Source organism: Gordonia sp. (in: high G+C Gram-positive bacteria) (genome assembly GCF_012515855.1).
Classification (GTDB): Bacteria; Actinomycetota; Actinomycetes; order Mycobacteriales; family Mycobacteriaceae; genus Gordonia.
The window spans coordinates 1-24703 of the sequence record NZ_JAAYXO010000071.1; the positions used below are offsets into that span (position 1 = coordinate 1).

Here is a 24703-nt window from a genome sequence, read left to right on the forward strand (position 1 = left end):
CGACCAGCGCGATCGCCAGCAGTTGCAGCGCGTCGATCGACTGCCTCAGGACCACGAACCCAGCCAGTGCAGCCACTGCCGGTCCCAAGCTCGACAACACCCCGAACACCCGCGTCGGCATCCGCCGAAGCGCGGTGAATTCGAGCGCATAGGGGATCGCCGAGGTCAGGACCGCGACACCCGCGAAGGCCGCCAGCAGCGACGGGTCGGCGGTCACTGCGGGGACAGCTTGGAATGCGCCGATCGGAGCCACCACCAGCGCCGCCACGACCATCGCGGCGACCAGTCCGTCGACACCGGGAACCCGCATGCCGAGCTTCGACGACGCGACGATGTACAGCGCCCAGCATGCGGCCGCTGCGGCCGCGAAGCCGGCGCCGGTCAGTCCGACTCCTCCGACGTCGTCGAGGCCGAGCAGCGCGATGCCGGTCAGTGCCAGCACCACCCATGCCGCGTCGGCGACCCGACGACTGCCGAGTGCGGCCACGGCAAGCGGTCCGATCAGTTCGATGGTCACCGCGACACCGAGCGGGATCTGATCGATCGCGAGGTAGATGAAGAGGTTCATCCCGCCGAGGCCCAGGCCGAGCAGGACGACGCCCGACCAAGCTCGTGGCGACCAGCTACGGACGCGCGGACGCACGACCGCCGCGAGAATCAAGGCCCCGCAAGTCAATCGGAGTGCCGCGGCGCCGAACGGTCCGACGCGGTCGAACATCGATCCGACGATCGCGTTGCCGAACTGGACGCTGAAGACGGCGGCAATCACCAATGCACCCGGGGGCAGGCGGTTCGCGAGCGACTGGCGGCTGGTCACCCGCGCACTCTATCGAGAGTCCGACGGTCACGTACTCCGACATCACGACGACCACTAGGCTGGCGGACGTGGGACGGATTACGGCGCGCTGGCCGGTGACGAAGGTGACGGTGGGGCGAGAACCCAGTCGCCGCCCCGACCTTCTCGCGGTCGAAGAGCCGCTGGAGATTCGGATCGCGGGCAACGCGTTCACGATCACCATGCGGACCCCGGGAAACGACGTCGAGCTGGCTGCGGGTTTCCTCGTGTCCGAGGGAGTGATCACCCGCGCCGACCAACTCATCAGCGCCATCCATTGCGGGGGGCCGGGCACGGGCGGTGCGGCCGGTGAACCGAACACCTACAACGTCCTCGATCTCCAGCTGGGGTTCGGGGCGGCGGTGCCGTCACCGGACGCGGCACGCAATTTCTACATGACGTCGGCCTGCGGAGTCTGCGGTAAGACCAGCATCGACACCGTCGAGACGAAGTCATCGTTCGACATCACCGACGATCGGGTCGCCGTCGATTCGGCGACGCTCATCGAACTTCCGGAGAGCCTGCGCAGCGGACAGCGTGCCTTCGACAGCACCGGCGGCCTGCACGCCGCGGCCCTCTTCGACGCGACGACCGGCGAGCAGTTGGTGCTGCGCGAGGACGTTGGTCGACACAACGCGGTCGACAAAGTCATCGGGTGGGCGGTGAACAATGACCGCGTGCCGCTGCGCGGGACGGTGCTGCAGGTCTCCGGTCGTGCGAGCTTCGAGCTCGTACAGAAGGCGGTGATGGCGGGAATTCCGATCCTGGCTGCGGTGTCGGCGCCGTCGTCGCTGGCCGCCGAACTCGCCGACCGAGCCGGGCTGACGTTGATCGGCTTCCTGCGCGGACAGTCGATGAACGTCTACACCCACCCCGATCGCGTGCGCGTCACCGCCGATCGGTGAGCGAAGAACGCGGCAGGATTCCGAGTCCATCGAAATGTGTGCGCAGGGTGGCGACCATCGGCAGGTCGGCCAACTGAGCGGGTGTCAACCACTGCGCGTCGTCGGCGTCGTCGCCGGGTCGCAGGTCACCGCCGATGACGGTCGCTGTGAAGTCGTGGATCTCGAAGGTCTCGTTGCCCGGGTACGGCAGGGTGACGCTCCAGAGTTCCCGGCCGATCTCCACGCGCAGACCCGTCTCCTCGAAGACCTCGCGCGCCGCAGCCGCCACCAGGGTCTCGCCTGCTTCCACGTGACCACCGGGGATGGACCATCGACCTTTGTCGGGGTCGTGCCCACGTTTCACCATCAGGACTCGACCGGCGTCGTCGACGATGACCGCGCCGGCCGCGAGAACAGGTTTCACTCCTCCACGGTAGAGGAAGCGACCCCACTCACGGCTGCACGGCCTTGGCAACGGCGATGGATCGCGTGATGACCTCGTGCTCAGACGGCGCGAGTCCACGGCGCGCCCGGCGCGCGTCCTCGACGGTCCAGTGCGCATTCAAGACCGTCCGGACGATCACCCAGTCGCGGGCCCGATCCTCGTCGAACTCGGCAGCGTCGACGACAGTGCCGAATCGACGGGAGATGGCCCCGCGCACATCTCCCTCGACATCGTCCCACCGATCCCAGAGGAGCGGAGCCACCTCGTAGTGGCTGTCGCCGGACATCGGCTTCGGGTCGATCACCAGCCACGGCTCGCGGCCGCCTGCCAGCACATTGCCGTAGTGCAGATCGCCGTGGATCAGCGTGCCGACCGACTGAGGATCTGCGACGAGGGAGCGGCCGACATGTAGCGCCTGATCCACCAGACGACGGGGGACAGGCATGATCGCCGCATCGTCGGTCATCGCGTCGAGCCACGGCGCCACGAAGTCGGTCAGCAGCGGCAACCGCTTGGGTGCGGGGCGGTGCAGGCGCGGGTAGAACGACGCGACGATCTCACACGCCTCGAGATCCCACAGGTCGCTGAGGTCACGGTCTTCGAGACGCTCGAGCAGTAGTGCACGACGCCGGGGGTCGGCGCGGAGCATCCGAACCACGCCATCGCCGTCCCAGGTGGCCAAGCCCAGCGCTTCGAACGCCGATTCGTCGTCGCCGTCGAACGAGATCTTCAACACGGCATCGCCGCCGTCCTCGGTGAGCACCGGGACGACGATCGAGCAGAATCCGTTCATCGGCGTTCCCGAGGGGCGCAGGCGCCACTCGTCGAGCAACGCGACGAGCAGAGAGGGAAGGCGGTCGAGCCAGTCGATCCATTCGGGACCGAGCGCGGCGCGACTGGCGAGGTCGGCCGGAATTTCGACGGAATGACTCACAGGCCTCAGGGTATCGACTCCGCTCCGACTGTCGGACCTCGCCGCTACGCTCGAGGTCATGACCGAGAGCATCGGGAAGACGACGACCCTCGCGGCCGTGGTGGAGGCGGCCGCAGACGTCGCGTCGACCAGATCGCGGTCGGCCAAGACCGCGCGCCTCGCGGACCTGCTCCGGATGCTGGCACCCGCGGAGACCGCACCCGCGGTCGGCCTGATTCTCGGGCGACCGGTGCAGGGCCGGTTGGGCATCGGCTGGCGGACCGCGTCGGCCGCGCGGACCGATCCTGCCGACACCGCGACGCTGAACGTCCTCGACGTCGATGAGGCGTTCAGGCTGTTGGCCGAAGCACACGGACCAGGCTCCGCAGACGTGCGGTCGACGACGCTCGCCGAGTTGATGGTTCGGGCGACCGCCGCGGAACAGGAGTACCTGCTCCGGGTGCTGACCGGCGAGATGCGGACCGGCGCGCTGGAGGGGGTCCTGACCGATGCTGCTGCGGTGGCAGCCGGAGTGTCGGTGGCGGTGGTCCGACGGGCGTCGATGCTGTCGGGCGATCTGGGCGGGACGGTCCGCGCGACGCTGGCCGGCGACGACCTCTCGACCGTCGATCTCACCCCGGGCATCGCGGTGTCGCCGATGCTCGCGTCTTCGGCGTCGACCGCTGCCGAGGCAGTGGAGGCGATCGGCGCGGCGTCGGTGGAGGTGAAGCTCGACGGCGCCCGCATCCAGGTGCATCGGGTCGACGGTCGGGTACGTGTGTTCACGCGCAGCCTCGCCGATATCACCGATCGTGTTCCGGAGATCGTGGCGGTGGTCGCCGGGTTCCGGGGCGGTGACCTCGTGCTCGACGGCGAGACCCTCGCCTTGGATGAGACGGGCGCGCCAAGACCGTTCCAGGACACGATGAGTCGTTTCGGTACCGACGGCAGCAACCGACCCGGAGGCGGCGAGCCGCACGACGGGCTACTCAGCGCCTGGTTCTTCGATGTCTTGCATGCCCGCGGGGAGAGCCTGATCGACCAACCGCTGCGTGTCCGTCGTCGTCTGCTCGCGGAGGTCGTCGGCGACCGAATGATCCGCGGAATCGAGGTGGCAGGCGACGACGCCGGCCTGCTCGCCGAGAACTTCTTCATCGAAGCGGTTGCGACGAGAAATGAAGGCGTCGTGGTGAAGGGGCTCGATTCGGTGTACGCGGCGGGTCGGCGCGGCAGTCACTGGATCAAGGTGAAGCCGGTGCACACCTTCGATCTGGTGGTGCTCGCGGTGGAACAGGGCTCCGGTCGTCGGACGGGACTGCTTTCCAATCTGCACCTCGGCGCGCGCGATCCGGCCGGACACTGGGGTCCGCCCGGCGGTTTCGTGATGGTCGGGAAGACGTTCAAGGGACTCACCGACGAGATCCTGCGGTGGCAGACCGACTACTTTCCGTCGATAGCGACCTCCATCGAGGGACATGTGACCCACCTGGACCCCGTGACGGTCGTTGAGGTGGCGATCGACGGTGTCCAACGCTCTCAGAGATACCGGGGTGGCGTCGCGCTGCGTTTCGCGCGTGTACGGCGCTATCGCGTCGGGGTCGACGCCAAGGCGCCGGCAGCGGCCGACACCATCGACGACCTCCGCGACCTACTGCAACACTAGGCGGCAGCCACCTCACCCGATTCGGTCACCGGTGCCCGGTCACGCGGACCGGGTAGACGATCGTCCGTTCGATCAGTTCCTCACGCTGGTCGTTGAGCTCGAGGCGACGGGGATCGCCGAGATACGCGTCGAGGGACTGCTGGTCGGGAAGTCGCAGGAACTGCGTCTCATGCGGCATGTCGTCGAGGCCGGGACCGATAGCGCGGGCGACCACCTCGCCGCCGTAATCGGGGAGCAACGCCAAGACCTCGTCTTCGTACTCTGTGGCGCCTTCGGCGTTCCCCTGCGTGGCCCAGATCAGGCAGCACAACTCGATCGTCGGATGGTCCGACAATGATTGGACTGGTGCGAACTCCCCAGATGCTCCGGGTGGTGTTGTTGCCATCGTCGATGTGTCCCTGCGTCAGTCGCCGCTTGTCGGTATCGCTGTTCTCTGCCGTTAGGCTAGAACACCGCTCACGCCCCGCGCGGGTAGTTCACGCCGTTCTATGAATCGTTGTCCGATCGTGTTGTCCGATCGGTCCGGCACCTGCCCCGACGACGAAGTGCTTTGTAGTTGTCAGCGTTTCGGGCCGCGCCGCCAAGCAGCGGATGGTCCGGCGCGCGGATGTGATTGGCTGGGCCAGTGAACAAATGGCTCCTGCTCGTCGGCGCGATCTCGGCCGAGGTCGCGGCCACCATGCTGCTGCGCGCGAGCATCGAGCACCCGGCGTGGTCGGTGGGCGTGGTGGTCGGCTACGTGGTGGCCTTTGCGCTGCTGGGCCTGACGCTTCGGCACGGCATGGCGATCGGCGTCGCCTACGGCGTCTGGGGTGCGGTCGGGGTCGCGCTGACCGCAGTGCTCGGCGCCGTGATCTTCGACGAGACGTTGAGCCTCACCTCGGCGGTGGGGATCGGGGTGATCATCGCCGGGGTGCTGGTGGTCGAGACCGGCAGTCGTGGGAGCGGCGAGGAGAACGCGGTGGAGGTCGGCGCATGAGCTACCTGTGGTTGGCGCTGGCCATCGTCGCCGAGCTGGTGGGCACCCTCAGCCTGCGTGCGAGCGAGGGCTTCCGTCGCCGCGTCTGGTTGATTCCGATGGGGGTGGCCTACGTGCTGTCGTTCGGATTCCTGGCACTGGCACTGGCGGCCGGGATGCCAGTCGGCGCGGCGTACGCGGTCTGGTCGGCCATCGGCATCGTGATGGTGGCCTTGCTCGCGCGCGTGATCTGGCGCGATCCGCTGACCGCGCGCATGCTGATCGGCATCGCGGTGATCACGGTGGGCGTGGTGCTGGTGGAACTCGGCTGACCGCCGCTCAACGATGGCGGGAGGCGACGGCGGCGGGTGCGAAGCCGCGGCTCCAGACCTCGCGGATCGCGACCCCGAGAAGCACGATCAGCGCCGCTAGCATCGGGCGAAGGTAGACGCCGCCCCAGATGTCGCCGCGCTGGGCCGCGATCGCCACGAACACTAGGGCGCCGCCGATGACGGGTGCCGCCACGGTCAGCCCACCGGTGGCCCACGAGCGGTACGTGATCGCCTCCCCGAGAGCCGCGACGATCGTGACGAGGAGCGCGACGGCTGCCGTCGTCGACAGGACGTTGGCATCGGTGAAGCCGTCGGTGAACGGACCCGAGATCGCCCACCCGGTCCCGGCGTCGGTGAGCGGGGTGTACGCGGTCCAGCCGGAGTTCGGGAGATAAGGGGCGTAGCGACCGGGCAAGCCGCCGAATCCTGGACCGCTCGCCATCAATTGCGCGACGACGAAGATCCACCACGCGATGTGCCCGACGGCGCGCCAAGTGGTGGGGGAGCGACGGACAACGGGCCGTGACGCCGGTTCGGACGTGTCTTCGGACATACGTTCCCCCAAACAACTGATGACGAGCTTCGTGGGCAACCCTATCGCGTGCGCACGATCTCCTTCGCTTCGCGCAGCACGGATTCGAGCATCGCCGGGGTCAACCTGCCGGTGAACGTGTTCTGCTGGCTCACGTGGAAGCAGCCGAGCACGGTCAGGCGGCGGCCGTCGGGATGCGCGACGGTGAATCGTGCGCCGTGGCCGAACTTGGGCCGCGGACGGGGGATGGTCCAGCCGCCATCGGTGAGGGATGCCAGCAGCGCCTGCCAACCGAAACCCCCGAGTACCACCGCGACGCGGAGGGTGGGAGCAAGGAGTTCCAGTTCGCGATGCAGGTAGGGCGCACACGTCTGGCGCTCGACGGTCGTCGGTTTGTTGGCAGGCGGCGCACAGTGCACGGGAGAGGTGATGCGGGTGCCGATGAGTTCGAGGCCGTCGTCGGCCGACACCGCGTGCGCCTGGGTGGCGAGACCGACCGCGTGCATGGCCGCGAACAGGAAGTCGCCGCTGCGATCGCCGGTGAACATCCGGCCGGTCCGGTTGGCACCGTGCGCCGCGGGCGCCAATCCGACGACAAGGATGCCCGCGTCCGCGGGCCCGAGTCCTGGCACGGCCCTGCCCCAATACGTCTGGTCGCGAAACGATGCGCGCTTGATGCGGGCGACTTCTTCGCGCCAGGCCACCAGACGCGGGCAGGCTCGGCACTCGACGATGAGATCGTCCAATTCGGCGATCGATCGGGCGCGCGGGGCTCGATCGGGAGCCGACTCGGCGCGTGACGTCATGAGTTCGACAGTATCGCGACGTCGATCCTCGGCGTCTATTCCTGGTCGTCAATCCTGTGGGGGAGGCATAGTGAGGCCATGAGACACACCCTCGCCGACATCCTGCCCAGCGTCGCCGCGGCGTTCGACTCCGACGCCGAGAATCCGCTCGGTGTGGTGCCGGCTCGTGACGTCGTCGTGCTGCTGATCGACGGTCTCGGTGCCGAACTCCTCGCCCGGCACGCACACGTCGCACCGACGCTCGCCGCTCACGTGTCGACCACGCTTCAGGCAGGCTTCCCGGCGACCACCGCCACCAGCATCTCGAGTCTGGCGGTCGGTGCGCCGTGCGGCACACACGGGATCATCGGCTACAGCTTCGGCCTGCCCGGAGCCGACGGCCCCGAGAACTTCAACGCGCTGCGATGGAAGATCGGCGGGGCCGACGGGACCGACGCGCGACACACGCACCTCCCGGTTGAGGTACAACCGGTCACCAGTGCCGTCGCCCGACTCGCCGCAAGCGATATCGACATCCACTACGTGGTGCCGGGTTATCAGGTGCGCTCCGGACTCACCCTGGCCGCATTCAGCGTCGACGGCGAACTGCACGCCGCGGCCACGCTCGACGAGGTCCGCGATGGAGTGCTGGAAGTGGCGCGCCACGACGACGCGCGGAGGCGATTCGCGTATGCGTACTACCCGGACCTCGACATGAACGGGCATGTCTTCGGGCCGGAGTCGCCCGAGTGGCTCGCAGCGCTGACGGCGATCGATGCCGTGGTGGCGGACTTGCTCGACGATCTGCCGGACACCTGCACCCTGCTGATCACCGGTGACCACGGCATGATCCGGGCGGGCAAGGCGGTCGACCTGGAGGCAGACGCACGTCTGCAGCAGGGAGTCCGACTGATCGCCGGCGAAGCGCGGGTGCGGCACGTATACGTCGACCACGTCGATGCGGTGGCGGATGTCAGGAGCCGGTGGTCGGGCGTCCTGGGCGATCACGCCCTGGTGGTGACGAGAGAGCAAGCGCTCGACGAGCACTGGTTCGGGCCCACGCCGCCGATCGCGACGATCGTCGCGCGGATCGGCCATGTGCTCGCCGTGGCGCAGGGAACCAGCATCCTGACCTGTCCCACCACCGAACCGATGGAGTCGGGGATGGCCGGTCATCATGGTGCGTGGAGCGATGACGAGCAACTGGTGCCGCTGATCATGAATCGGGGATGAGGCCGTTCCCACAACCGCGGTGCGCTCTTCCCCTTTCAGGATAACGCGGCACCCGGGGCTTGCGGCAAGGCCCCGACAGGCGTGCACAATGGTCGCCTCGCTGGAGAAAAGCCCAGGCCTACGCGGTCGCCGGGTGCAGCGATCCCCGTCCCGCTACCGACCGGAGCCCCGTGAGCGTTGCCGTCTTCTGCCTGCCCGACCGACTCGCCGACAAGAATCGTCCCGACCTGATCGCCGGCGACGCCGCGCAGTTGACGCGTGTGGCCGAGCGGATCGCGGAGAAGAGCGCCGCCATCCGGACCGAACTCGACGCGCTCCGTCGATCGACCGATGTACGGGTCGAGGCGGGTGTCGCACGCGATCAGGACATTCGCCGACTCACCGCGGAGTTGCGGAGACTCTCGCGGGTCGGCACCGACGTGTGCCTGGGACGGTTCGTCCGCGAGTGCGGGACGGTGGTCTACGTCGGTCGCGTCGGTGTCACCGAGGCCGACGGCACGGCACTCTTGATCGACTGGCGAACCCCGGAAGCCGCACCGTTCTTCAGCGCGACACTCGGCGACCCGATGGGGGTGGTCAGTCGGCGCCACTACCGGTGGTCGCGCGAGGTGATCGTCGACTACTGGGACGAGGTGTTCGCGGGGGACGCGCTGGTCGGCGGTGGGGGCTCGGTCGGTCGGCGCGGCGGTGCGGCGCTGGACAGCCAGTCGTCGTTCATCGCCAGTCTCGGCGCCAGTCGGTCGTCGAAGATGACATCGGTTCTGGGGACCATCGCCGCCGACCAAGACACCGCGATCCGAGCGGGCTCGAACGGGCCCCTCGTCGTCGAAGGCGGCCCGGGCACGGGCAAGACGGTAGTGGCGCTTCATCGTGCGGCGTACCTGCTGTATTCGGACACCAGACTGCGGGGAAATCGCGGCGAGATCCTGATCGTCGGTCCCCACCGCAGCTACCTCAACTACGTCGGTGACGTTCTGCCGAGTCTCGGTGAGGAGGGGGTCGCCACCTGCACCATTGCCGACCTCGTGCCCATCGGCGACGCCGCTGACGATCCGTTGCCCGAGGCTGACCCGGCCGTCGCCGAACTCAAGGCGTCGGCGGCGATGGTCGGGGCGGTGGAGACCGCCGTCGCGTTCTACGAGGAGCCGCCGACCACGGCGGTTCAGGTCGAGACAACCTCCTTCGACCTGCAGGTGCGGCCCGAGGACTGGGCAGAGGCGTTCGCCGCGGTGGAGCGCCCGGTGGTCCACAACGAGGCTCGCGACGACGTCTGGCAGGTGCTGGCGGAAGTGCTGGTTGCTCGGAATCTCGCGGCGCCCGTCGGATGTGACCGCGACGACGAACAGGAGGTGCGGCGGATGCGTGCCGCACTGTCGGCCGACCGCGACCTGGTCGCGGAGTTCCGGCGCGCGTGGCCGATGCTCGACGCGGAGATCCTCGTCGGCGATCTGTGGGCGGTGCCTGCGTTCCTTCGACACTGCGCGCCGTGGCTCTCGGCGGAGCAGCGGGCGCTGCTCCGCCAACCGGAGGGGGCACCGATCACCGCTTCTGACCTGCCGATCCTCGATGCTGCTCGCCGACGTCTCGGTGACGCGGACGCGGCGCGGCGGCGGGAACGACGGCGGGCGGAGGCTGCGGCGCAACAACGCGTCCGCGACATCGTGGTCGACGAGTTGATCGCAGCCGACGACGGTGAAGGGCTGGTGTCGATGCTGCGTGCCGAAGACATCCAGGACGTGATCGTGGACGAGTCCGGAGCCGATGAGGGTCCGTCGGATCCGTTGGCGGGTCCGTTCGCCCATGTCGTAGTCGACGAAGCGCAGGATCTCACCGACGCCCAGTGGCAGATGCTGCTGGCGCGGTGCCCGTCGCGCAGCTTCACGATCGTCGGCGATCGGGCGCAGGCGCGTGCCGGCTTCGCCGAGACCTGGGAGCAGCGGCTGCGGCGCGTCGGCGTCGGTGAACCGCGTCGCTCCACGCTCCACATCAACTACCGGACCCCCGCCGAGGTGATGGACCACGCGCGGCCGCTCATTCTCGCTGCCCTGCCGGACGTCGAGGTGCCGGAGTCGATCCGGAGCAGCGGTGTCGCTGTGGAGTTCGGGCCGACCGCCGCCCTCGAGACGATCCTCGCGGGCTGGCGTGCCGACCGCGTCGACGGCGTCGCATGCGTCATCGGGGCTCCGGAGTTCGTCGGCGACGACCGGGTGGCATCGCTGACGCCGGCCACGGCGAAGGGGCTGGAGTTCGATCTCGTGGTTCTGGTGAACCCGATGTCGTTCGGTGATCAGGTGGCCGGCGCCGTCGATCGCTACGTTGCGATGACGAGGAGCACGTCGCGACTGGTGGTGCTGGACGACGCGCACTCGGGGTCGGACTCAGGCGTCCTCGGCCGTTGATCCCGACGGGTCGTCGGTCCGGAGTTCCTGATCGAGATCGCTGAGCAGGTCCACCGCCGCGCGAGCGAACTCACCGATCCACCTGTCGTGGATGCGTTTGATCGGCACCGGGGCCAGGCTCAGGTGCCGCTCGCGACCGACCTTGCGCCCGGTGAGGAGTTCGGCCCGTTCGAGGACGCGCAGGTGCTGAAGGACGGTGGTCCGATCGAGGTCGGGAAAGGCATCGCACAGCTGGCCGGTGGTGCGTGGCGATTCCTTCAGGAGATCGAGCACCCGGCGGCGGGTTGGGGAGGCGAGGGCTTTGAAGACGCGATCGTCGGCGTCGTCGTCCTTGATCAGATCGCCATTCATGTTGTAAATTTATCACATGAATGAAATCGCTCCCGAGGGGCATGCACCACTGACCGAACTGTCGTTCACCGTCTCGGGGTACGTCTCCAGACCGGTGGCCGACGTGTACGAAGCAGTCGCCGACCCGGACCGACTGTCGAAGTACTTCACCACCGGCGGGGCGCGCGGCCGACTGACGTCCGGTGCCACGGTGTCGTGGGACTTCCACGATTTTCCCGGCGCTTTCGACGTCCGCGTGCTGGAGGCGACGCCGCCGAACAAGATCGTCATCCAGTGGGACGGGACCGCGACCGCGGGCGGTGGTCCGACCACCGTCACCTTCGAGTTCGAGCCCGTCGACGACGGCGCCCGGACGCTCGTGACGATCGTCGAATCGGCGTGGACGCTGACCGACGGCGGTGCGACCAACGCCTTCGGCAACTGCGTCGGCTGGACCGGAATGCTCGCGGCGATGAAGGTGTGGCTGGAGCACGGGATCAACCTGCGCGAGACCTTCTATCGATGATCGGGTCCGCGACGTCGGAAGCATCGGCGATTGCGTAGTAGCGTCGCCTTGTGATGAACTTCCGGTTTCCGAGGCGGGCGACGGCCGCCCGGTTGGCCACCGTGACCGTGGCGACGACCGCAGCGCTGATGTCCCCCGGAGTGGTCGGCGGGGCGGCTCTGGCCGCGCCGGACGCTGGGGCTCAGACGGTGTTGGGGGTCCGTCTGGCTCCAGGGACCGCGGGACTGACGCCGCAACTCGGTATCGCGTACACCCTTGCCTACCGGGAGGCCCGGGCCGCGGGCGTGTCGATATACGTGAACTCGGGAATGCGCTCGGCCGCCGAACAGGCACGACTCTGGCGGCAGGGCGTTCGCGATTACGGCAGCCCCGCCGCGGCTCGGCGCTGGGTGCTGCCGCCCGGGGAGTCGACGCACGTCACCGGCGAGGCGATTGACGTCGGCCCCCGCAGCGGTGCGGCCTGGCTGCAGGCTAACGGGATTCGGTGGGGCCTGTGTCGGACGTTCGATAACGAATGGTGGCACTTCGAATTGGTGGCGGTGCCGGGAACTCGGTGTCCGGCGCGCGTCCCGGACGCCAGCCATCGCCGATGAAACGTCGCGGGCCGGACCGAAGTGGTTCGGAGACTACGAACTTCGACTGCAATAGGTAAGGATGTACCCGTGCCTGTGAATCCGAACCCCGGGAATCAGAACCCTCGCGACGAGCGGGCGGATCATGTCGAGTCGACTGTGGTGCCGGTCGACAGTGCGCAGCTGAACGACGATGAAGTGGCTGAAGTCGTCGAGGCCGTGGAGTCGATGGAAGCCGCGATCGAGGGTGCACCGTCTCCTGCCGACGAGGCCGAGCCGACTTACCTCTCGTACGAGGAGTTCGGTCGCCGATTCTTCGAGATCGCCGTCACCGAGGCCCGGATAGGTACCGCCTTCACCGCCATCGCGGGCGAGGAGTTCGAGGTCGGGCCCATCGGTTCCGGACCCGGCGGCATGGTCAAGGTCCAGGCCAGAGTGCGTGTGGCCGAGCCGGAGATCACCCGCGATGTCGGTCAGCTCATCACCTTCACGGTGAAGTTGCCGCTGAACATCGCGTTGCTGGTGAACCTCAAGGTCGATCGGATTCGTTACGACGTGGACGGACTGGTGACCCTGCCGCTGACCGTTCGGTGTGCGACGCCCTTGCAATTGCGTATCGAGGTGGAGCCGCCGCGGCCCCGTGATGTGTTCGTCGACGTCAACTCCCACAACGTCCGCGGCGAGATCATCCGCAACTTAGCGCAGGTGGACGACGAGATCCGCCGGGTGATCGCGAAGTTCGTCGCCACTGAGATCGAGAAGCCGGAGATCCGCAAGGCGCGCTTGATCGATGTCGACACCGAACTCGGTCGCGCATTCGAAGGCATGTAGCGGGGCCGACGACATTCCGCCTCGATCGGTGACATTCTGGGTTCATGGCTGAGAACGGGACGGATCAAGAGCAGGCAACGTACGTGGTCGCGGATGCGCCGTTCGAGCGGGACACCCGCTACATCGAAACGCGCATCACTCGGGACGGGGTCGACGGGTACCCGGTCGAGCCCGGTCGGTATCGACTGGTCGTGTCGTATGCCTGTCCCTGGGCTAATCGCACGATCATCGTCCGACGGCTGTTGGGCTTGGAGAACGCGATCTCGATGGGAGTGTGCGGGCCGACGCACGACAAGCGGTCGTGGACCTTCGACCTCGACCCCGGTGGAGTGGATCCGGTCTTGGGCATCCCGCGCTTGCAGGACGCCTATTTCAAGCGCTTCCCCGACTATCCGAAGGGCATCACCGTGCCCGCGATCGTCGACGTGCCGTCCGGCGCCGTCGTCACGAACGACTTCCCGCAGATCACGGTCGACATGGAACTCGAATGGGTCGACTTCCACCGCGACGGCGCACCGTCCCTGTATCCGGAGGACTTGCGCGCGGACATCGACGAGGCCAACGCAGTGGTCTATCGCGACGTGAACAACGGCGTCTACCGGTGCGGTTTCGCCGGCTCTCAAGAGTCCTACGATGCCGCGTACGACCAGCTCTTCTCTCGCCTGGACTGGCTGACGGAACGACTGCGGAATCAGCGGTACCTTGTCGGCGACACGATCACCGAAGCCGATGTCCGCCTGTTCACCACCCTCGCGCGGTTCGACCCGGTGTACCACGGGCACTTCAAGTGCAATCGCGAGAAGCTGTCGGAGATGCCGGTGCTGTGGGCGTATGCGCGGGACCTGTTCCAGACGCCGGGATTCGGTGACTGCACCAACTTCGATCACATCAAGTCACACTATTACGAAGTGCACCGGGATCTGAATCCGTCGGGCATCGTCCCGAAGGGGCCGGACCTGGCGAACTGGCACACCGCTCACGGCCGGGAAGCGCTCGGCGGCAGTCCGTTCGGAAACGGCACACCGCCCGCTCCGCTGGGATAGCGGAACGGGCGGTGCGGGGCGTCGGCGGGGGTGTCAGCCGAGGACCTGCTCCTCCGTGCTTTGCTTGACGCGCGGAATCAGCATGGTGATCGCGACGCCGACGAATGCGGCGAGCGCGCCGATCAGGAAGCACCAGCGGAATGCCGAGTGGGTCGGAACCTCGTGGCCCGCGCCGAGTGAGATGGTCGACGCGGCGAGGACGACAGCCATGATCGCCGAGGACAGCGTGGTGCCCACTGCGCGCATCAGTCCGTTCAAGCCCACTGCCGCGCCGGCTTCGGTCATCGGGACCGCGCCCATGATCAGGGTCGGCATGGCGGCGTAGCCGATGCCGACGCCCGCAGAGGCGATGATCGACGCGACGGCCAGCTGCCACGGCGCGTTCATCAGGAAGAACGCGGTCAGATAGCCGATGCCGAGCACGGACGCACCGATCGCCAGCGTGAGCTTGGCGCCGAGCGTGTTGATCAGCGTGCCCGAGACCGGTGCGAACAGCATCATCATGATGCCGCCCGGCGCCATCCAGAGGCCGGTCTCCATGATGGTCTGGCCGAAACCGCCGACCGACTCGGGGACCTGGAGCATCATCGGCACGACGATGGCCTGCGCCATCATGCCGAAGCCGATGGCGATGGCGGCGAAGTTGGTGAGCAGCACCGCGGGCTTGGTGGACGCCCGCAGGTCTACCAGGGGGTCGCTGTGGCGGAGTTCGAACAGTCCCCACAGGCCCAGGATGATCACGCCGACCACGACGAACCCGATGGTGGTTCCGGAGAGCCAGCCCCAGTCCTTGCCCTTCGAGATGGCGATCAGGACGCTGCACAAGCCGACCGCCAGTCCGATCGCGCCGATCACGTCGAGCTTTCCGCCCGCTTGGTCGGCGATGTTCGGGACGACGACGATCACCAGCACGGTGATGATGAGGGCCAAGGCGGCCGAGCCCCAGAAAAGTGCACGCCAGTCCCAGGTCTGGGCCACCCAGGCTGATAGCGGCAGGCCGATGGCGCCGCCGACGCCGAGCGTGGCGCTCATGGCCGCGACGGCCATCGAGGTGAGCCGAGGCGGAGTCACTTCGCGCATCAGGCTGATGCCGACGGGGATGAAGCCCATCGACAGACCCTGCACCGCGCGGCCGATCAGCATCGGCAGCAGGCCATCGCCGATGGCACAGATCAGCGAGCCGATCACCAGCAGGATCGAGCTCGCGAGAATCACCCGCTGCTTGCCGTACATGTCGCCGAGTCGACCGGCGATCGGCATGGCGACCGCGCCGCCGAGCAACGTGGCGGTGATGACCCAGGAGGCATTCGAGATCGTCGTGTCGAGCAGGAGGGGGAGTTCGGGCTGCACCGGAATGATCAGCGTCTGCATCAGGGAGGCCACCAGGCCGCCGAGGCAGAGGGTGATGACGATGCCGAGGGCGCGCGGTGAGCCGCCGCCCTCCGGCGTGTCGTGGCGCGGAGGCTCGAGTGCCTCCGTGCCTGCTGTATCGGTGGAGCGCGTCATACAGGGCCCTTCGTGAGAGTGGGGATGGGTAGCTCAGTCGTGAGTGAGCTCGGGTGGGTGTTTCAAGTCAGATTATGTAACCTACATATGCACAATGCATATGGCAAAGTCGAGGCACGCGTGACGTCAGCCGCGGGATCGGGGAGAACGGTGGAAAGCGACGAATCGATCTGGCCTTCGGACGTTCATCGCGATGTGGTGGAAGAACTGTTGCGGATGCGTCGTCGGCGCAATGAGATCGACGCGCAGGCGATTCTCGATTCGTCCGCGTTCCACATCCTCTGGTTGCTCGAGGACGGGCAGGCGCGCACGCTGCGCGAGCTCAGCGTGGGCCTCGACCTGGAGCAGTCGACGGTCAACCGTCAGGTCAACGCCGCGATGAAGCGCGGGTACCTGGAGCGGGTGCAGGTCCCCGGCTGTGCCAGCTGGAAGCATCGTCCCACCGCAGCGGGGTGGGAGGCCTTCCGCCACGACGGCCGGAGGCGTGCCTCGCGCTTGAATCGGGTCTTCGCCGATCTCGCGCCCGGCGACCCCGACATCCTGCTCGCTCAGCTCCGCGCCTTCAACGACGCTTTCGAGCGGCAGGTGCTTGGTGACGCCTGAGGTCCTGCGGCTCGACGGTGTGACGTCGCTGACTCACACCGTGAGCATGACCTTGATCGCTTCGCGCCGATCCATTGCGCGGTAGCCCTCGGCGGCCTGTTCGAGGGGCAGGGTGAGGTCGAAGACCTTGCCGGGGTCGATCTCGCGGGCCGCGATCCGGCGCATCAGATCGGGTAGGAAGCGCCGTACCGGTGCCGGGCCGCCGTGCAGATGGACCGTCGAAGCGAAGAGTTTGTCGCCGGGGAGTTCGACGCCGTGGGAGACGCCGACGAAACCGACATGGCCGCCCGGACGGGTGGACCGGATCGCCTGCATCATCGACTCCTGCGTGCCGACGGCCTCGATCACCGAATGAGCGCCGAGCCCGCCGGTCAGATCGCGAACCGCCGCCACGCCGTCGTGCCCACGCTCCTCGACGATGTCGGTGGCGCCGAACTCCCGGGCCAGCGCCTGGCGGTCGGCGTGGCGGCTCATCGCAATGATGCGGTCGGCGCCCATCTGCTGGGCGGCCAAGATCCCGAGAAGGCCCACTGCGCCGTCGCCGACCACAGCGACCGTCTTGCCGGGCTGCACCTGTGCCGCATCGGCGGCGAACCAGCCGGTCCCGAGAACGTCGGACGCCGCGAGATACGAGGGGAGCAGATCGTCCTCCGGCGCGGCCGGAGTGGCGACCAGCGTGCCGTCGGCCCACGGAATCCGCGCGTACTCCGCCTGGGTGCCGATTCCGCCCATGCCGACGACGTGGACGCAGCGCGACTGATAGCCGGCGGCGCAGATCTCGCAGGTGTTGTCGGAGGCCATGAAGGAGCCGACGACGAAGTCGCCGACCTTGACGGTCTTGACGTCCGGGCCTACCTCTTCCACATAGCCGACGTACTCGTGACCCATCGGCGCCTCGTGCACCTCGTTCGCGCCGCGATAAGGCCAGAGATCCGAACCGCAGATGCACGTGGCGGCCAAGCGAATGATCGCATCGGTCGGCTGCTCGATTCGCGGGTCGGGACGATCCTCAACGCTGACATTTCCGGGGGAGTGCATGATCACTGCGCGCATGGGTTTCAGCGTAGGCGTTTCCTCCGCGCGACGGCGCGAACCGGCGTCGCCGGGGAATAACGACCGGTCGACGGGCGTTGACCTATCTGGGTCTACCAGGGCAGGAGGAGATTTGGCAGCGGTGCGCGGTTCGTCGACATTCGCTTCCCTCTCCGTACCCAACTTCCGCACCTACGTCAGCGGCGCCCTGGTCTCGAACGTGGGTACCTGGGTGCAACGCGTCGCGCAGGACTGGCTGGTTCTGCAACTGTCCGGCGGGTCTGCGATGGCGGTCGGCATCACCACGGCCCTGCAGTTCGCCCCCGCGCTCTTCCTCTCGCCGTTCGGCGGCCTGCTGGCCGACCGGTTCGACAAGCGCAAACTGCTCATGGTCACTCAGAGTTGGATGGCGATCAGCTCGCTGATCCTCGGTTTCCTCGCGGTCGCCGGCGTCGCCGAGACCGCACACGTCTATATTTTCGCCATCGTCTTCGGCATGGGCACCGCGATCGACGCGCCCGCCCGCCAGGCGTTCGTCTCCGAGATGGTCGGCACCGAGCGGCTCACCAATGCGATCGGCCTCAACAGCTCCGCCTTCAACGTCGCACGACTGATCGGTCCCGGCGTGGCCGGGCTGATCATCGCCGTCTTCGGCAGCGGCTGGGCGATCCTCACCAACGGCGTCAGTTACGTCGCCTTCTTGATCGCGCTCGTGCTGCTCAACGAGAAGAAGCTGGTGCGAACCGAACCGCTCCCGCGCGCCAAGGGACAGGTCCGGGAAGGCATCAGATACGTGGTCGGGCGCGCCGATCTGCTCATCGCCCTCGGTGTCGCCTTCGCAGTCGGCACCTTCGGGCTCAACTTCCAGATGACGAATGCGCTGATGGTGCGCAACGAGTTCCACCTCGACGCCGAGATGTACGGGCTGCTCGGGACCGTTTCGGGTATCGGATCGCTCCTGGGCGCACTGCTGGCGGCGCGACGTAAGTCGACGCCGAGCCTGCGGTTCGTGGTGGTCGCCGCGCTGGTGTTCGCCGTCGTCAACGTCATCTCCGGCCTGGCGCCGACAGCACTTCTGTACGGCCTGGTACTGCCGCTGGTCGGCCTGTCGGCGCTCTTGGCGCTGACCGCTGCCAACATGTACGTCCAGATGAACGTCGACGCGCAGGTCCGGGGTCGCGTGATGGCGCTCTACATGACGATGCTGATGGGTGGAACACCCATCGGCGCCCCGATGCTCGGCGCCTTCGCAGAGTGGTTCGGTCCCCGGGCCTCGCTGGTCGGCGGCGGGGTCCTGCAGGTCCTCGTGATCGCCGCAGTGCTGGTGTGGGTGGTCTCTCGGGTGAGACGAGGCCGGTCCGAAGGCATCTCCGGGTTGCCTGCGGACAGCCGGTTCGGCATGTTCGCGGCCGGTCCGACACGGTCGGTGGCTCACCGGTAGGACCGGCTTCGGTAGCCTGCATGCGGTGACCAACAGTGTGCCCTTGAAGTCCGTCAACGCCCGCATCGCCACGGAACTGTCCGTGAGCGAAGGCCAGGTGGCCGCCGCCGTGAAGCTGCTCGACGAAGGTTCGACGGTTCCGTTCATCGCCCGGTATCGCAAAGAGGTCACCGGCAGCCTCGACGACATTCAGCTTCGACTGCTGGACGAACGACTTCGCTACCTGCGCGAACTCGATGAGCGACGCGCGGCGGTGATCGCCTCGATCGAGGAACAGGGCAAGCTCACCGACGCCCTGCGCGCATCGCTGCTGACCGCCGACACCAAGGCCCGGGTCGAAGACATCTACCTCCCGTACAAGCCGAAGCGACGGACCAAGGCGCAGATCGCACGCGAGGCCGGGCTGGCGCCGCTGGCGCAGGCCCTGCTCGACGACCCGACCCTGGTTCCGACAGCGGTCGCAGGCGCCTATCTGAACGACGACGTCGCCGATGCCGCGGCTGCGCTCGACGGGGCTCGGCACATCATCATCGAGCAGGCGTCGGAGGACGCGGAGCTGGTCGGAGCCGTTCGTGAGAAGTTCTGGGCCGACGGCACCATGCGCACACAGGTCCGTCCGGGCGCCGAAGCCAACGCCGCCGCCCAGAAGTTCCGCGACTACTTCGACTTCGCCGAGCCGCTCGAGGCGATGCCGTCGCACCGGGTGCTCGCGGTGCTGCGCGGTGAGAAGGAAGAGGTCCTCGGCCTCACCTTCGACGGCGGCGAGGACGAGATGTACCAGGCGATGGTCGCGGCCACCCTCGGGGTCGATCTCGCGAACCCGGGTGCCGCGACCGAGTGGTTGGCCGGAACCGTCCGCTGGGCGTGGCGCACCAAGCTGATGATCACCGCGACCATCGACGCACGGATGAAGCTCCGCAGTCGTGCCGAAGACGACGCCGTCGCCGTGTTCGCCACCAACCTCAAGGATCTCCTGCTGGCCGCGCCCGCGGGGACCCGGGCGACACTCGGTCTGGACCCCGGCTACCGCACCGGTGTGAAGGTGGCTGTGGTCGACGCGACCGGCAAGGTGGTTGATCACGCCACGATTTACCCGCATAAGCCGCAGCAGCAGTGGGATCAGGCGAAGGCCGTCGTCGGCGCGCTGGTGGCGCGTCACGGCGTGGAACTGATCGCCATCGGCAACGGCACGGCCTCCCGCGAGACCGACCAGCTGGCTGCCGAACTCCTCGCGGACATCGCCAAGTCGGGTGCCAAGGCCCCGGTCAAGGCGGTGGTGTCCGAGGCAGGCGCATCGGTTTACTCGGCGTCGGAGTACGCCTCGCAGGAACTGCCGCAACTCGACGTGTCGATTCGCGGCGCCGTCTCGATCGCGCGCCGACTGCAGGACCCGCTCGCCGAACTGGTGAAGATCGACCCGAAGTCGATCGGCGTCGGCCAGTACCAGCACGACGTGTCCGCGACGAACCTCGCGCGCAGCCTCGACGCGGTGGTCGAAGACGCGGTGAACGCCGTCGGCGTCGACCTGAACACCGCGTCGGCCCCGCTGCTGTCGCGCGTGTCCGGCGTGACGTCGACCCTCGCCACCGCGATCGTCGCGCATCGTGACCGCGTCGGCGCGTTCGCCAGCCGGGCCGGACTCCTGGACGTGCCGCGACTGGGACCGAAGGCCTTCGAACAGTGCGCGGGCTTCCTTCGGATCCGCGGCGGCGCGGATCCGCTCGACGCCTCCGGGGTACACCCCGAGTCGTATCCGGCGGTGCGGCGGATCCTCGATCGCAGCGGTCGCGAGCTGACGGAGCTGATCGGCGACACCAAGACCCTGCGCACCCTGAAGCCCGCCGACTTCGCGGACGAGACGTTCGGCGTCCCGACCATCACCGACATCATCGCCGAGCTCGAGAAGCCGGGCCGCGACCCGCGTCCGGCGTTCACCACCGCGACTTTCGCCAGCGGTGTCGAGAAGGTGTCGGACCTGACGCCCGGCATGGTGCTCGAGGGCGTTGTGACCAATGTGGCCGCGTTCGGGGCCTTCGTCGACGTCGGTGTGCACCAGGACGGTTTGGTTCACGTGTCCGCGATGTCCGATCGCTATGTCTCCGACCCGCACGAGGTAGTCCGCTCCGGACAGGTGGTGAAAGTCAAGGTTCTCGAGGTCGACGTGGACCGCCAGCGGATCGGGTTGTCGTTGCGCTTGAACGACGACGCGACCGGCGGCGGCAAACGGACGGGCGGGCAGGCTCGTTCGGGCGGCAGCCGCGACGGGGGCGGCAAGGGTCGCGCGGCCGGCGGGCGCGGTGGTAATCGCGGTGGCAACGGTGGCGCCGGAAACAACGGGCGAGGCGGCAGTCGGCGCAACGACACGCCGGCCGCGGGCTCGATGGCGCAGGCCCTGCGCGATGCGGGGTTCGGTCGCTGACCCGACAGCGAGAAAATCACTTGGTCGCATGAACGGCCGACAATTAACCTCGGAGTATGTCTGAACTGCCGGTGACCGCGGCTCCGGAGCACGCGCGTTCGGCGCGTGCCCGGCAGCGCACGTTCGCGGCGATTCTGGCGAACACCGCGGTGGCGAGTTTGACGACCAGCTACCTCTTCTTCGCCCTGACATTCTGGGTCTATCTCGAGACGCGGAGTGTCATCGCGACCGGTGTGGTCGGCGGCGGGTACATGCTGGCGATCGCTCTGTGCAGCATGTCGTTCGGCACCTTTGTCGACCGCTACCGCAAGCTGGCGGTGATGCGGGCGTCGGCGGCCCTGACGACCGTCGCGTTCGTCTGTGCCGGCCTGATCTACCTCGTGGCAGGCGATCAGATGAGGTCGTTGACGTCGCCGTGGCTGTGGCTGTTCGCCGTGGTGGTCCTCGCCGGCTCGGTGGTCGAGGTGACGCGCTCGGTCGCGATGTCGACCACCCTGACGATTCTGATCGACCCCGATCGGCGTGCCAACGCGAACGGCTACGTCGGTGCCGTCCAGGGCCTGGCGTTCATCGCCACGAGTGTCTTCTCCGGCCTGTCGGTCGGCTACCTCGGGATGGGGCTGACCATCGTGTGCGCCGTGGTCCTGACTGCTGCGGGCTGGCTGCACCTGGTGACGATCCGGATGCCGGAGGAGGCCACGGTCGCGGAGTCGGATGCGACCGGGACGTTCGACGTGCGCGGCGCGTGGGTCGCCGTGGCTGCGGTTCCCGGACTCTCGGCGCTGATCCTGTTCTCGATGTTCAACAACTTCACCGACGGTGTCTACTTGGCGCTGCTCGACCCCTATGGACTCGAGTTGTTCTCGGTGCAGATGTGGGGCGTGGTCTTCGGCGTCGGCGCCACCGGCTTCATCGTCGGTGGCGCACTGATCGGCCGATTCGGGCTGGGCGGCAATCCGATCCGCACCATGCTCCTCGGGGTGGTGATCCTGGGCGTCATCTGCACGACCTTCGCCGTGCGTGAGGCGGCGTGGTTGGCGATCGTCGGGATCTGGCTGTTCATGCTGGTCTCACCGGCGGTCGAGGCCGCCGAGCAGACCGTCATTCAGCGGGTGGTTCCACTGCCTCAGCAGGGGCGAGTCTTCGGGCTGGCCGGTGCGCTGGAGGCGGCCGCGGCACCGCTGACCGCCTTCGTGGTGGCGCCTTTGGCCGAGGAATTCGTGATTCCGTACGGTCGATCGGCGGACGGGTCGGAGTTCCTGGCACCGTGGCTGGGGCACGGGGAGGCACGCGGGGTCGCACTGATCTTCGTGATCACCGGGGTGGTGACCATCGCGGTGGCGCTGCTCGCATTCTGCACGCCGGTGTATCGGCGGATGTCTGCCGAGTACCGGGCCGTCGCCGACGCGGAGTGAACGAGTACGCATGTCGGAGGCGACCGCTAAGGTCGGCGGCATGACTATCAGCATCGCCATGATCACCATGGACACCACTGACGCGCGCCGCTTGGGAACCTGGTGGGCCGGTGTGCTCGGCGGGACGGTCCTCGAGGAGAACGAGGGCTGGTTCGTCGTCGTGTCACTCGGTGAGGGTCGCCCGCTGGTGGCCTTCCAACAGGTCGACGACCCCACGCCAGGCAAGAATCGGCTCCACCTGGATCTTCAAGCAGACGACATGGCAGCGGCGGTCGCCGACCTGGTGTCTGCGGGAGCCCGGGTCCTGGAGGAACGCTCCATGGACAACGGTTTCGTCTGGACTACGCTCGCCGATCCGGACGGGAACGAGTTCTGCGTGGCTTCGCACTGATCTGATCGCGGAGTTCGCCCGTCGGTTACAGGTCGTCGGTCGACACGAGTCGTCGTCGGACGGAGAGCAACTCGATCTCCGGGCGTATCGCCACTGTGCGCTCGACGCTGTCCAGCACCTCGGCGATGTGTGCGGCGTCGCCGCTGACGACGCCGACCCCGATCATCGTCCGACGATGCAGATCGCGATGGTCGACTTCCGCGACGGAGACGCCGAACCGCCGCTTGAGCTCGGCGACGATCGGACGGACGACGGAACGTTTTTCCTTGAGGGAATGCACGTCGCCGAGCAGGACGTCGAATTCCAGTGAACCTATCCACATGAGGGGGCCGACTCTACGCGAGATGTGGATCGCAGTGCTAGCGAATTCCGCGCGGGTACAGTTCGGCCGCCAGTGTGCGTTTGCGATCCCGGTTGCGCCCGGCGACATCGGGGGAGAAGCCGCCGGCAGACGGTCGTTCTGGAATCGCGTCCGCACCGTCGACAACGGACCACGCCGAGCCGGCTTCGGTCAAGGAGCCGTGCTTGGTCGCGTAGTAGTCGGGTTTGGACACGATGGCGACCCCGGAGTCGCCCGCAGCCGCCGCCATCAGGTGCGGATGGAATCGAGTGGTCAGCCAGGTGTGGCCCCGACCGAACGGCATGCCGGATCGCCAGGCCGTCATAAACGGGATGCGCTCGGCGCCGTCGAGCCTGCTTCCCATCCGATGCGGGACCGTGTTGTCGTGACCGGGGATGCATTCGACGACGGTGATGTCGCGACCGGCCACTCCCCAGGTATCGAGCGTCTGGGTGACGAACCGGGTCAGAGCGTCGACGCCGCTCTCGCCCCGCCAGACGAAGTCGTCGGCCAGATCGCTCTGCGCGCACAGCACCACGCGGCCGGTCCCGGTGTGCGCTGCGGGCGCGTCGATCTCCAGGCGCGGCGACAGCCATGCGTCGTCGCCGGTGAACGACGCGCCGCGTACCGATCCGAGGAACTCGGCGCTCGGTCGATCACGCACATCGAAGACCGTGAACTGCTCGACGTCGTGCCGGAACCGGTCCAGCGCGGCACCGGTGAATCCGGGGGTGAGGCCTGCGCCGGTGGCGATGGCCCGTGCGCCCGATGCCCGCGAGACCGCGGCCACCGCGGCGACGAGCGAGATGTGATGGGGCCACACGTTGTTGAGGTATCCGCCTCCCACGACATGGATCGTGCTGGCACTCAGCAGCAGTTCCACACCCTCGCTGTCGCGCGGAGTTGCGCCGAGTCGGGAGGTCGCGTCGGCGACCCACTCCCACGGCGCGTCGCGGTTCACGTCGGGGCCTGCGTCGTCGCTCGAGGCGTAGAGGGCCAGTCCCCAGACAGTGTCGACGAAGACTGCGCGTCGATTGGCGTGGCGCAGCAGGAGCGCCGCCTGCCCCGGGCGCGGGGAGTCGACGACCACTCGCGCCAGGGGCCTGCGGATCGCGAGATACCGCAGCCACGCCTCGACGATGAGCTCGTCGCCGAAGTTCGGGAATCCGGCCGACGTCACGAGGTAGATCACCTCGCGCGGTTCGAGGGCGCGGCGTGCCCGACGAGAGAGAGTGAACAGCTGTGCGCGCGAAGGCAGACCGGACATCACGCAGA

At 67.7% G+C, this 24703-nt stretch carries 26 protein-coding genes; 15 read left to right on the forward strand and 11 right to left on the reverse strand.

Annotated elements, in window-relative coordinates; translation table 11 throughout:
* Nucleotides 1-817: EamA family transporter (locus tag GX543_RS04865; RefSeq protein WP_290850211.1), on the reverse strand; the 817-nt coding region annotated here is incomplete at its 3' end.
* 68 nt (nucleotides 818-885) lie between these two features.
* Here GX543_RS04865 and fdhD point away from each other — a divergent pair.
* Nucleotides 886-1740 (forward strand): formate dehydrogenase accessory sulfurtransferase FdhD, encoded by an 855-nt coding sequence (gene fdhD / locus GX543_RS04870; protein WP_290850213.1) that lies wholly within the window; start codon nucleotides 886-888, stop codon nucleotides 1738-1740.
* Here fdhD and GX543_RS04875 read toward each other — a convergent pair.
* Entirely contained in the window at nucleotides 1724-2143 is a 420-nt protein-coding gene (locus GX543_RS04875; RefSeq protein WP_290850215.1) for an NUDIX hydrolase, read from the reverse strand. The genes fdhD and GX543_RS04875 overlap by 17 nt on opposite strands.
* Nucleotides 2144-2171: 28 nt before the next feature.
* Nucleotides 2172-3098: an aminoglycoside phosphotransferase family protein gene (locus GX543_RS04880; protein WP_290850217.1), complete on the reverse strand. Its 927-nt coding sequence runs from the start codon at nucleotides 3096-3098 to the stop codon at nucleotides 2172-2174.
* 58 nt (nucleotides 3099-3156) lie between these two features.
* Here GX543_RS04880 and GX543_RS04885 point away from each other — a divergent pair, with 58 nt between their 5' ends.
* The gene (locus GX543_RS04885) at nucleotides 3157-4740 is read left to right on the forward strand and encodes an ATP-dependent DNA ligase (RefSeq protein ID WP_290850218.1); all 1584 of its coding nucleotides are present in this window, start codon (nucleotides 3157-3159) and stop codon (nucleotides 4738-4740) included.
* Nucleotides 4741-4765: 25 nt separating this feature from the next.
* On the opposite strand, the gene GX543_RS04890 is transcribed toward GX543_RS04885, so the two are convergent.
* A complete protein-coding gene (locus GX543_RS04890; protein WP_290850220.1) occupies nucleotides 4766-5125 on the reverse strand; it encodes a hypothetical protein in 360 nt (119 codons plus the stop codon).
* Between the two features lie 240 nt (nucleotides 5126-5365).
* Here GX543_RS04890 and GX543_RS04895 point away from each other — a divergent pair, with 240 nt between their 5' ends.
* A complete protein-coding gene (locus GX543_RS04895) occupies nucleotides 5366-5719 on the forward strand; it encodes an SMR family transporter (protein WP_290850221.1) in 354 nt (117 codons plus the stop codon).
* The gene (locus GX543_RS04900) at nucleotides 5716-6030 is read left to right on the forward strand and encodes a multidrug efflux SMR transporter (protein ID WP_290850222.1); all 315 of its coding nucleotides are present in this window, start codon (nucleotides 5716-5718) and stop codon (nucleotides 6028-6030) included. Before GX543_RS04895 ends, GX543_RS04900 begins: the two co-directional genes overlap by 4 nt.
* Nucleotides 6031-6037: 7 nt before the next feature.
* On the opposite strand, the gene GX543_RS04905 is transcribed toward GX543_RS04900, so the two are convergent.
* Nucleotides 6038-6583 (reverse strand): hypothetical protein, encoded by a 546-nt coding sequence (locus tag GX543_RS04905; RefSeq protein ID WP_290850223.1) that lies wholly within the window; start codon nucleotides 6581-6583, stop codon nucleotides 6038-6040.
* 41 nt (nucleotides 6584-6624) lie between these two features.
* The gene (locus GX543_RS04910) at nucleotides 6625-7368 is read right to left on the reverse strand and encodes a uracil-DNA glycosylase (protein WP_290850224.1); all 744 of its coding nucleotides are present in this window, start codon (nucleotides 7366-7368) and stop codon (nucleotides 6625-6627) included.
* A 78-nt stretch (nucleotides 7369-7446) separates the two neighbouring features.
* On the opposite strand from GX543_RS04910, the gene GX543_RS04915 reads away from it, so the two are divergent.
* Nucleotides 7447-8580, forward strand: coding sequence for an alkaline phosphatase family protein (locus tag GX543_RS04915; protein WP_290850226.1), 1134 nt, complete (start codon nucleotides 7447-7449; stop codon nucleotides 8578-8580).
* Nucleotides 8581-8750: 170 nt separating this feature from the next.
* Nucleotides 8751-10979 carry an RNA polymerase recycling motor ATPase HelR gene (gene helR / locus GX543_RS04920; protein ID WP_290850227.1) on the forward strand — a complete coding sequence of 743 codons (2229 nt, stop codon included), beginning with the start codon at nucleotides 8751-8753 and terminating at the stop codon, nucleotides 10977-10979.
* Here the strand turns inward: helR and GX543_RS04925 are convergent.
* Nucleotides 10959-11330 (reverse strand): metalloregulator ArsR/SmtB family transcription factor, encoded by a 372-nt coding sequence (locus GX543_RS04925; protein WP_290850229.1) that lies wholly within the window; start codon nucleotides 11328-11330, stop codon nucleotides 10959-10961. The two genes, helR and GX543_RS04925, sit on opposite strands and share 21 nt — an antisense overlap.
* Before the next feature lie 16 nt (nucleotides 11331-11346).
* Between GX543_RS04925 and GX543_RS04930 the strand changes: the two genes are divergently transcribed.
* The 4 genes from GX543_RS04930 to GX543_RS04945 all read left to right on the forward strand — a co-directional run bounded on the left by GX543_RS04930 (nucleotide 11347) and on the right by GX543_RS04945 (nucleotide 14281).
* Entirely contained in the window at nucleotides 11347-11835 is a 489-nt protein-coding gene (locus GX543_RS04930) for an SRPBCC domain-containing protein (protein ID WP_290850230.1), read from the forward strand.
* Nucleotides 11836-11963: 128 nt separating this feature from the next.
* The gene (locus tag GX543_RS04935; RefSeq protein ID WP_290850251.1) at nucleotides 11964-12428 is read left to right on the forward strand and encodes a M15 family metallopeptidase; all 465 of its coding nucleotides are present in this window, start codon (nucleotides 11964-11966) and stop codon (nucleotides 12426-12428) included.
* 207 nt (nucleotides 12429-12635) lie between these two features.
* Complete coding sequence (locus GX543_RS04940) at nucleotides 12636-13238, forward strand: hypothetical protein (RefSeq protein ID WP_290850252.1); 603 nt, start codon at nucleotides 12636-12638, stop codon at nucleotides 13236-13238.
* Between the two features lie 44 nt (nucleotides 13239-13282).
* Nucleotides 13283-14281 (forward strand): glutathione S-transferase C-terminal domain-containing protein, encoded by a 999-nt coding sequence (locus tag GX543_RS04945; protein WP_290850232.1) that lies wholly within the window; start codon nucleotides 13283-13285, stop codon nucleotides 14279-14281.
* 33 nt (nucleotides 14282-14314) lie between these two features.
* Here GX543_RS04945 and GX543_RS04950 read toward each other — a convergent pair whose 3' ends face one another.
* Complete coding sequence (locus tag GX543_RS04950; protein ID WP_290850233.1) at nucleotides 14315-15787, reverse strand: MFS transporter; 1473 nt, start codon at nucleotides 15785-15787, stop codon at nucleotides 14315-14317.
* 150 nt (nucleotides 15788-15937) lie between these two features.
* Here GX543_RS04950 and GX543_RS04955 point away from each other — a divergent pair, with 150 nt between their 5' ends.
* Complete coding sequence (locus GX543_RS04955) at nucleotides 15938-16390, forward strand: MarR family winged helix-turn-helix transcriptional regulator (protein ID WP_290850235.1); 453 nt, start codon at nucleotides 15938-15940, stop codon at nucleotides 16388-16390.
* 33 nt (nucleotides 16391-16423) lie between these two features.
* On the opposite strand, the gene GX543_RS04960 is transcribed toward GX543_RS04955, so the two are convergent.
* Entirely contained in the window at nucleotides 16424-17443 is a 1020-nt protein-coding gene (locus GX543_RS04960; RefSeq protein WP_290850236.1) for a zinc-dependent alcohol dehydrogenase family protein, read from the reverse strand.
* A gap of 112 nt (nucleotides 17444-17555) precedes the next feature.
* On the opposite strand from GX543_RS04960, the gene GX543_RS04965 reads away from it, so the two are divergent.
* The 4 genes from GX543_RS04965 to GX543_RS04980 are packed head-to-tail and all read left to right on the forward strand — an operon-like array spanning nucleotide 17556 to nucleotide 23088.
* The gene (locus GX543_RS04965) at nucleotides 17556-18863 is read left to right on the forward strand and encodes an MFS transporter (protein WP_290850238.1); all 1308 of its coding nucleotides are present in this window, start codon (nucleotides 17556-17558) and stop codon (nucleotides 18861-18863) included.
* Nucleotides 18864-18888: 25 nt separating this feature from the next.
* Nucleotides 18889-21282 (forward strand): Tex family protein, encoded by a 2394-nt coding sequence (locus tag GX543_RS04970; RefSeq protein WP_290850239.1) that lies wholly within the window; start codon nucleotides 18889-18891, stop codon nucleotides 21280-21282.
* Nucleotides 21283-21338: 56 nt separating this feature from the next.
* On the forward strand, nucleotides 21339-22697 hold the full coding sequence (locus GX543_RS04975; RefSeq protein WP_290850240.1) for an MFS transporter: 1359 nt from the start codon (nucleotides 21339-21341) through the stop codon (nucleotides 22695-22697).
* Nucleotides 22698-22737: 40 nt separating this feature from the next.
* Nucleotides 22738-23088: a VOC family protein gene (locus tag GX543_RS04980; protein WP_290850241.1), complete on the forward strand. Its 351-nt coding sequence runs from the start codon at nucleotides 22738-22740 to the stop codon at nucleotides 23086-23088.
* 25 nt (nucleotides 23089-23113) lie between these two features.
* On the opposite strand, the gene GX543_RS04985 is transcribed toward GX543_RS04980, so the two are convergent.
* A complete protein-coding gene (locus GX543_RS04985) occupies nucleotides 23114-23410 on the reverse strand; it encodes a DUF503 domain-containing protein (RefSeq protein WP_290850243.1) in 297 nt (98 codons plus the stop codon).
* A gap of 37 nt (nucleotides 23411-23447) precedes the next feature.
* Entirely contained in the window at nucleotides 23448-24695 is a 1248-nt protein-coding gene (locus GX543_RS04990) for a polysaccharide pyruvyl transferase family protein (RefSeq protein WP_290850253.1), read from the reverse strand.
* Nucleotides 24696-24703 lie beyond the last annotated feature (8 nt).

Coding starts and splice junctions, on each gene's coding strand:
- GX543_RS04885 (WP_290850218.1), top strand. CDS start 3,157: ATGACCGAGAGCATCGGGAAGACGACGACCCTCGCGGCCGTGGTGGAG.
- GX543_RS04890 (WP_290850220.1), bottom strand. CDS start 5,125: ATGGCAACAACACCACCCGGAGCATCTGGGGAGTTCGCACCAGTCCAA.
- GX543_RS04900 (WP_290850222.1), top strand. CDS start 5,716: ATGAGCTACCTGTGGTTGGCGCTGGCCATCGTCGCCGAGCTGGTGGGC.
- GX543_RS04905 (WP_290850223.1), bottom strand. CDS start 6,583: ATGTCCGAAGACACGTCCGAACCGGCGTCACGGCCCGTTGTCCGTCGC.
- GX543_RS04910 (WP_290850224.1), bottom strand. CDS start 7,368: ATGACGTCACGCGCCGAGTCGGCTCCCGATCGAGCCCCGCGCGCCCGA.
- GX543_RS04915 (WP_290850226.1), top strand. CDS start 7,447: ATGAGACACACCCTCGCCGACATCCTGCCCAGCGTCGCCGCGGCGTTC.
- GX543_RS04925 (WP_290850229.1), bottom strand. CDS start 11,330: ATGAATGGCGATCTGATCAAGGACGACGACGCCGACGATCGCGTCTTC.
- GX543_RS04930 (WP_290850230.1), top strand. CDS start 11,347: ATGAATGAAATCGCTCCCGAGGGGCATGCACCACTGACCGAACTGTCG.
- GX543_RS04935 (WP_290850251.1), top strand. CDS start 11,964: ATGTCCCCCGGAGTGGTCGGCGGGGCGGCTCTGGCCGCGCCGGACGCT.
- GX543_RS04940 (WP_290850252.1), top strand. CDS start 12,636: ATGGAAGCCGCGATCGAGGGTGCACCGTCTCCTGCCGACGAGGCCGAG.
- GX543_RS04945 (WP_290850232.1), top strand. CDS start 13,283: ATGGCTGAGAACGGGACGGATCAAGAGCAGGCAACGTACGTGGTCGCG.
- GX543_RS04950 (WP_290850233.1), bottom strand. CDS start 15,787: ATGACGCGCTCCACCGATACAGCAGGCACGGAGGCACTCGAGCCTCCG.
- GX543_RS04960 (WP_290850236.1), bottom strand. CDS start 17,443: ATGCGCGCAGTGATCATGCACTCCCCCGGAAATGTCAGCGTTGAGGAT.
- GX543_RS04975 (WP_290850240.1), top strand. CDS start 21,339: ATGTCTGAACTGCCGGTGACCGCGGCTCCGGAGCACGCGCGTTCGGCG.
- GX543_RS04980 (WP_290850241.1), top strand. CDS start 22,738: ATGACTATCAGCATCGCCATGATCACCATGGACACCACTGACGCGCGC.
- GX543_RS04985 (WP_290850243.1), bottom strand. CDS start 23,410: ATGTGGATAGGTTCACTGGAATTCGACGTCCTGCTCGGCGACGTGCAT.
- GX543_RS04990 (WP_290850253.1), bottom strand. CDS start 24,695: ATGTCCGGTCTGCCTTCGCGCGCACAGCTGTTCACTCTCTCTCGTCGG.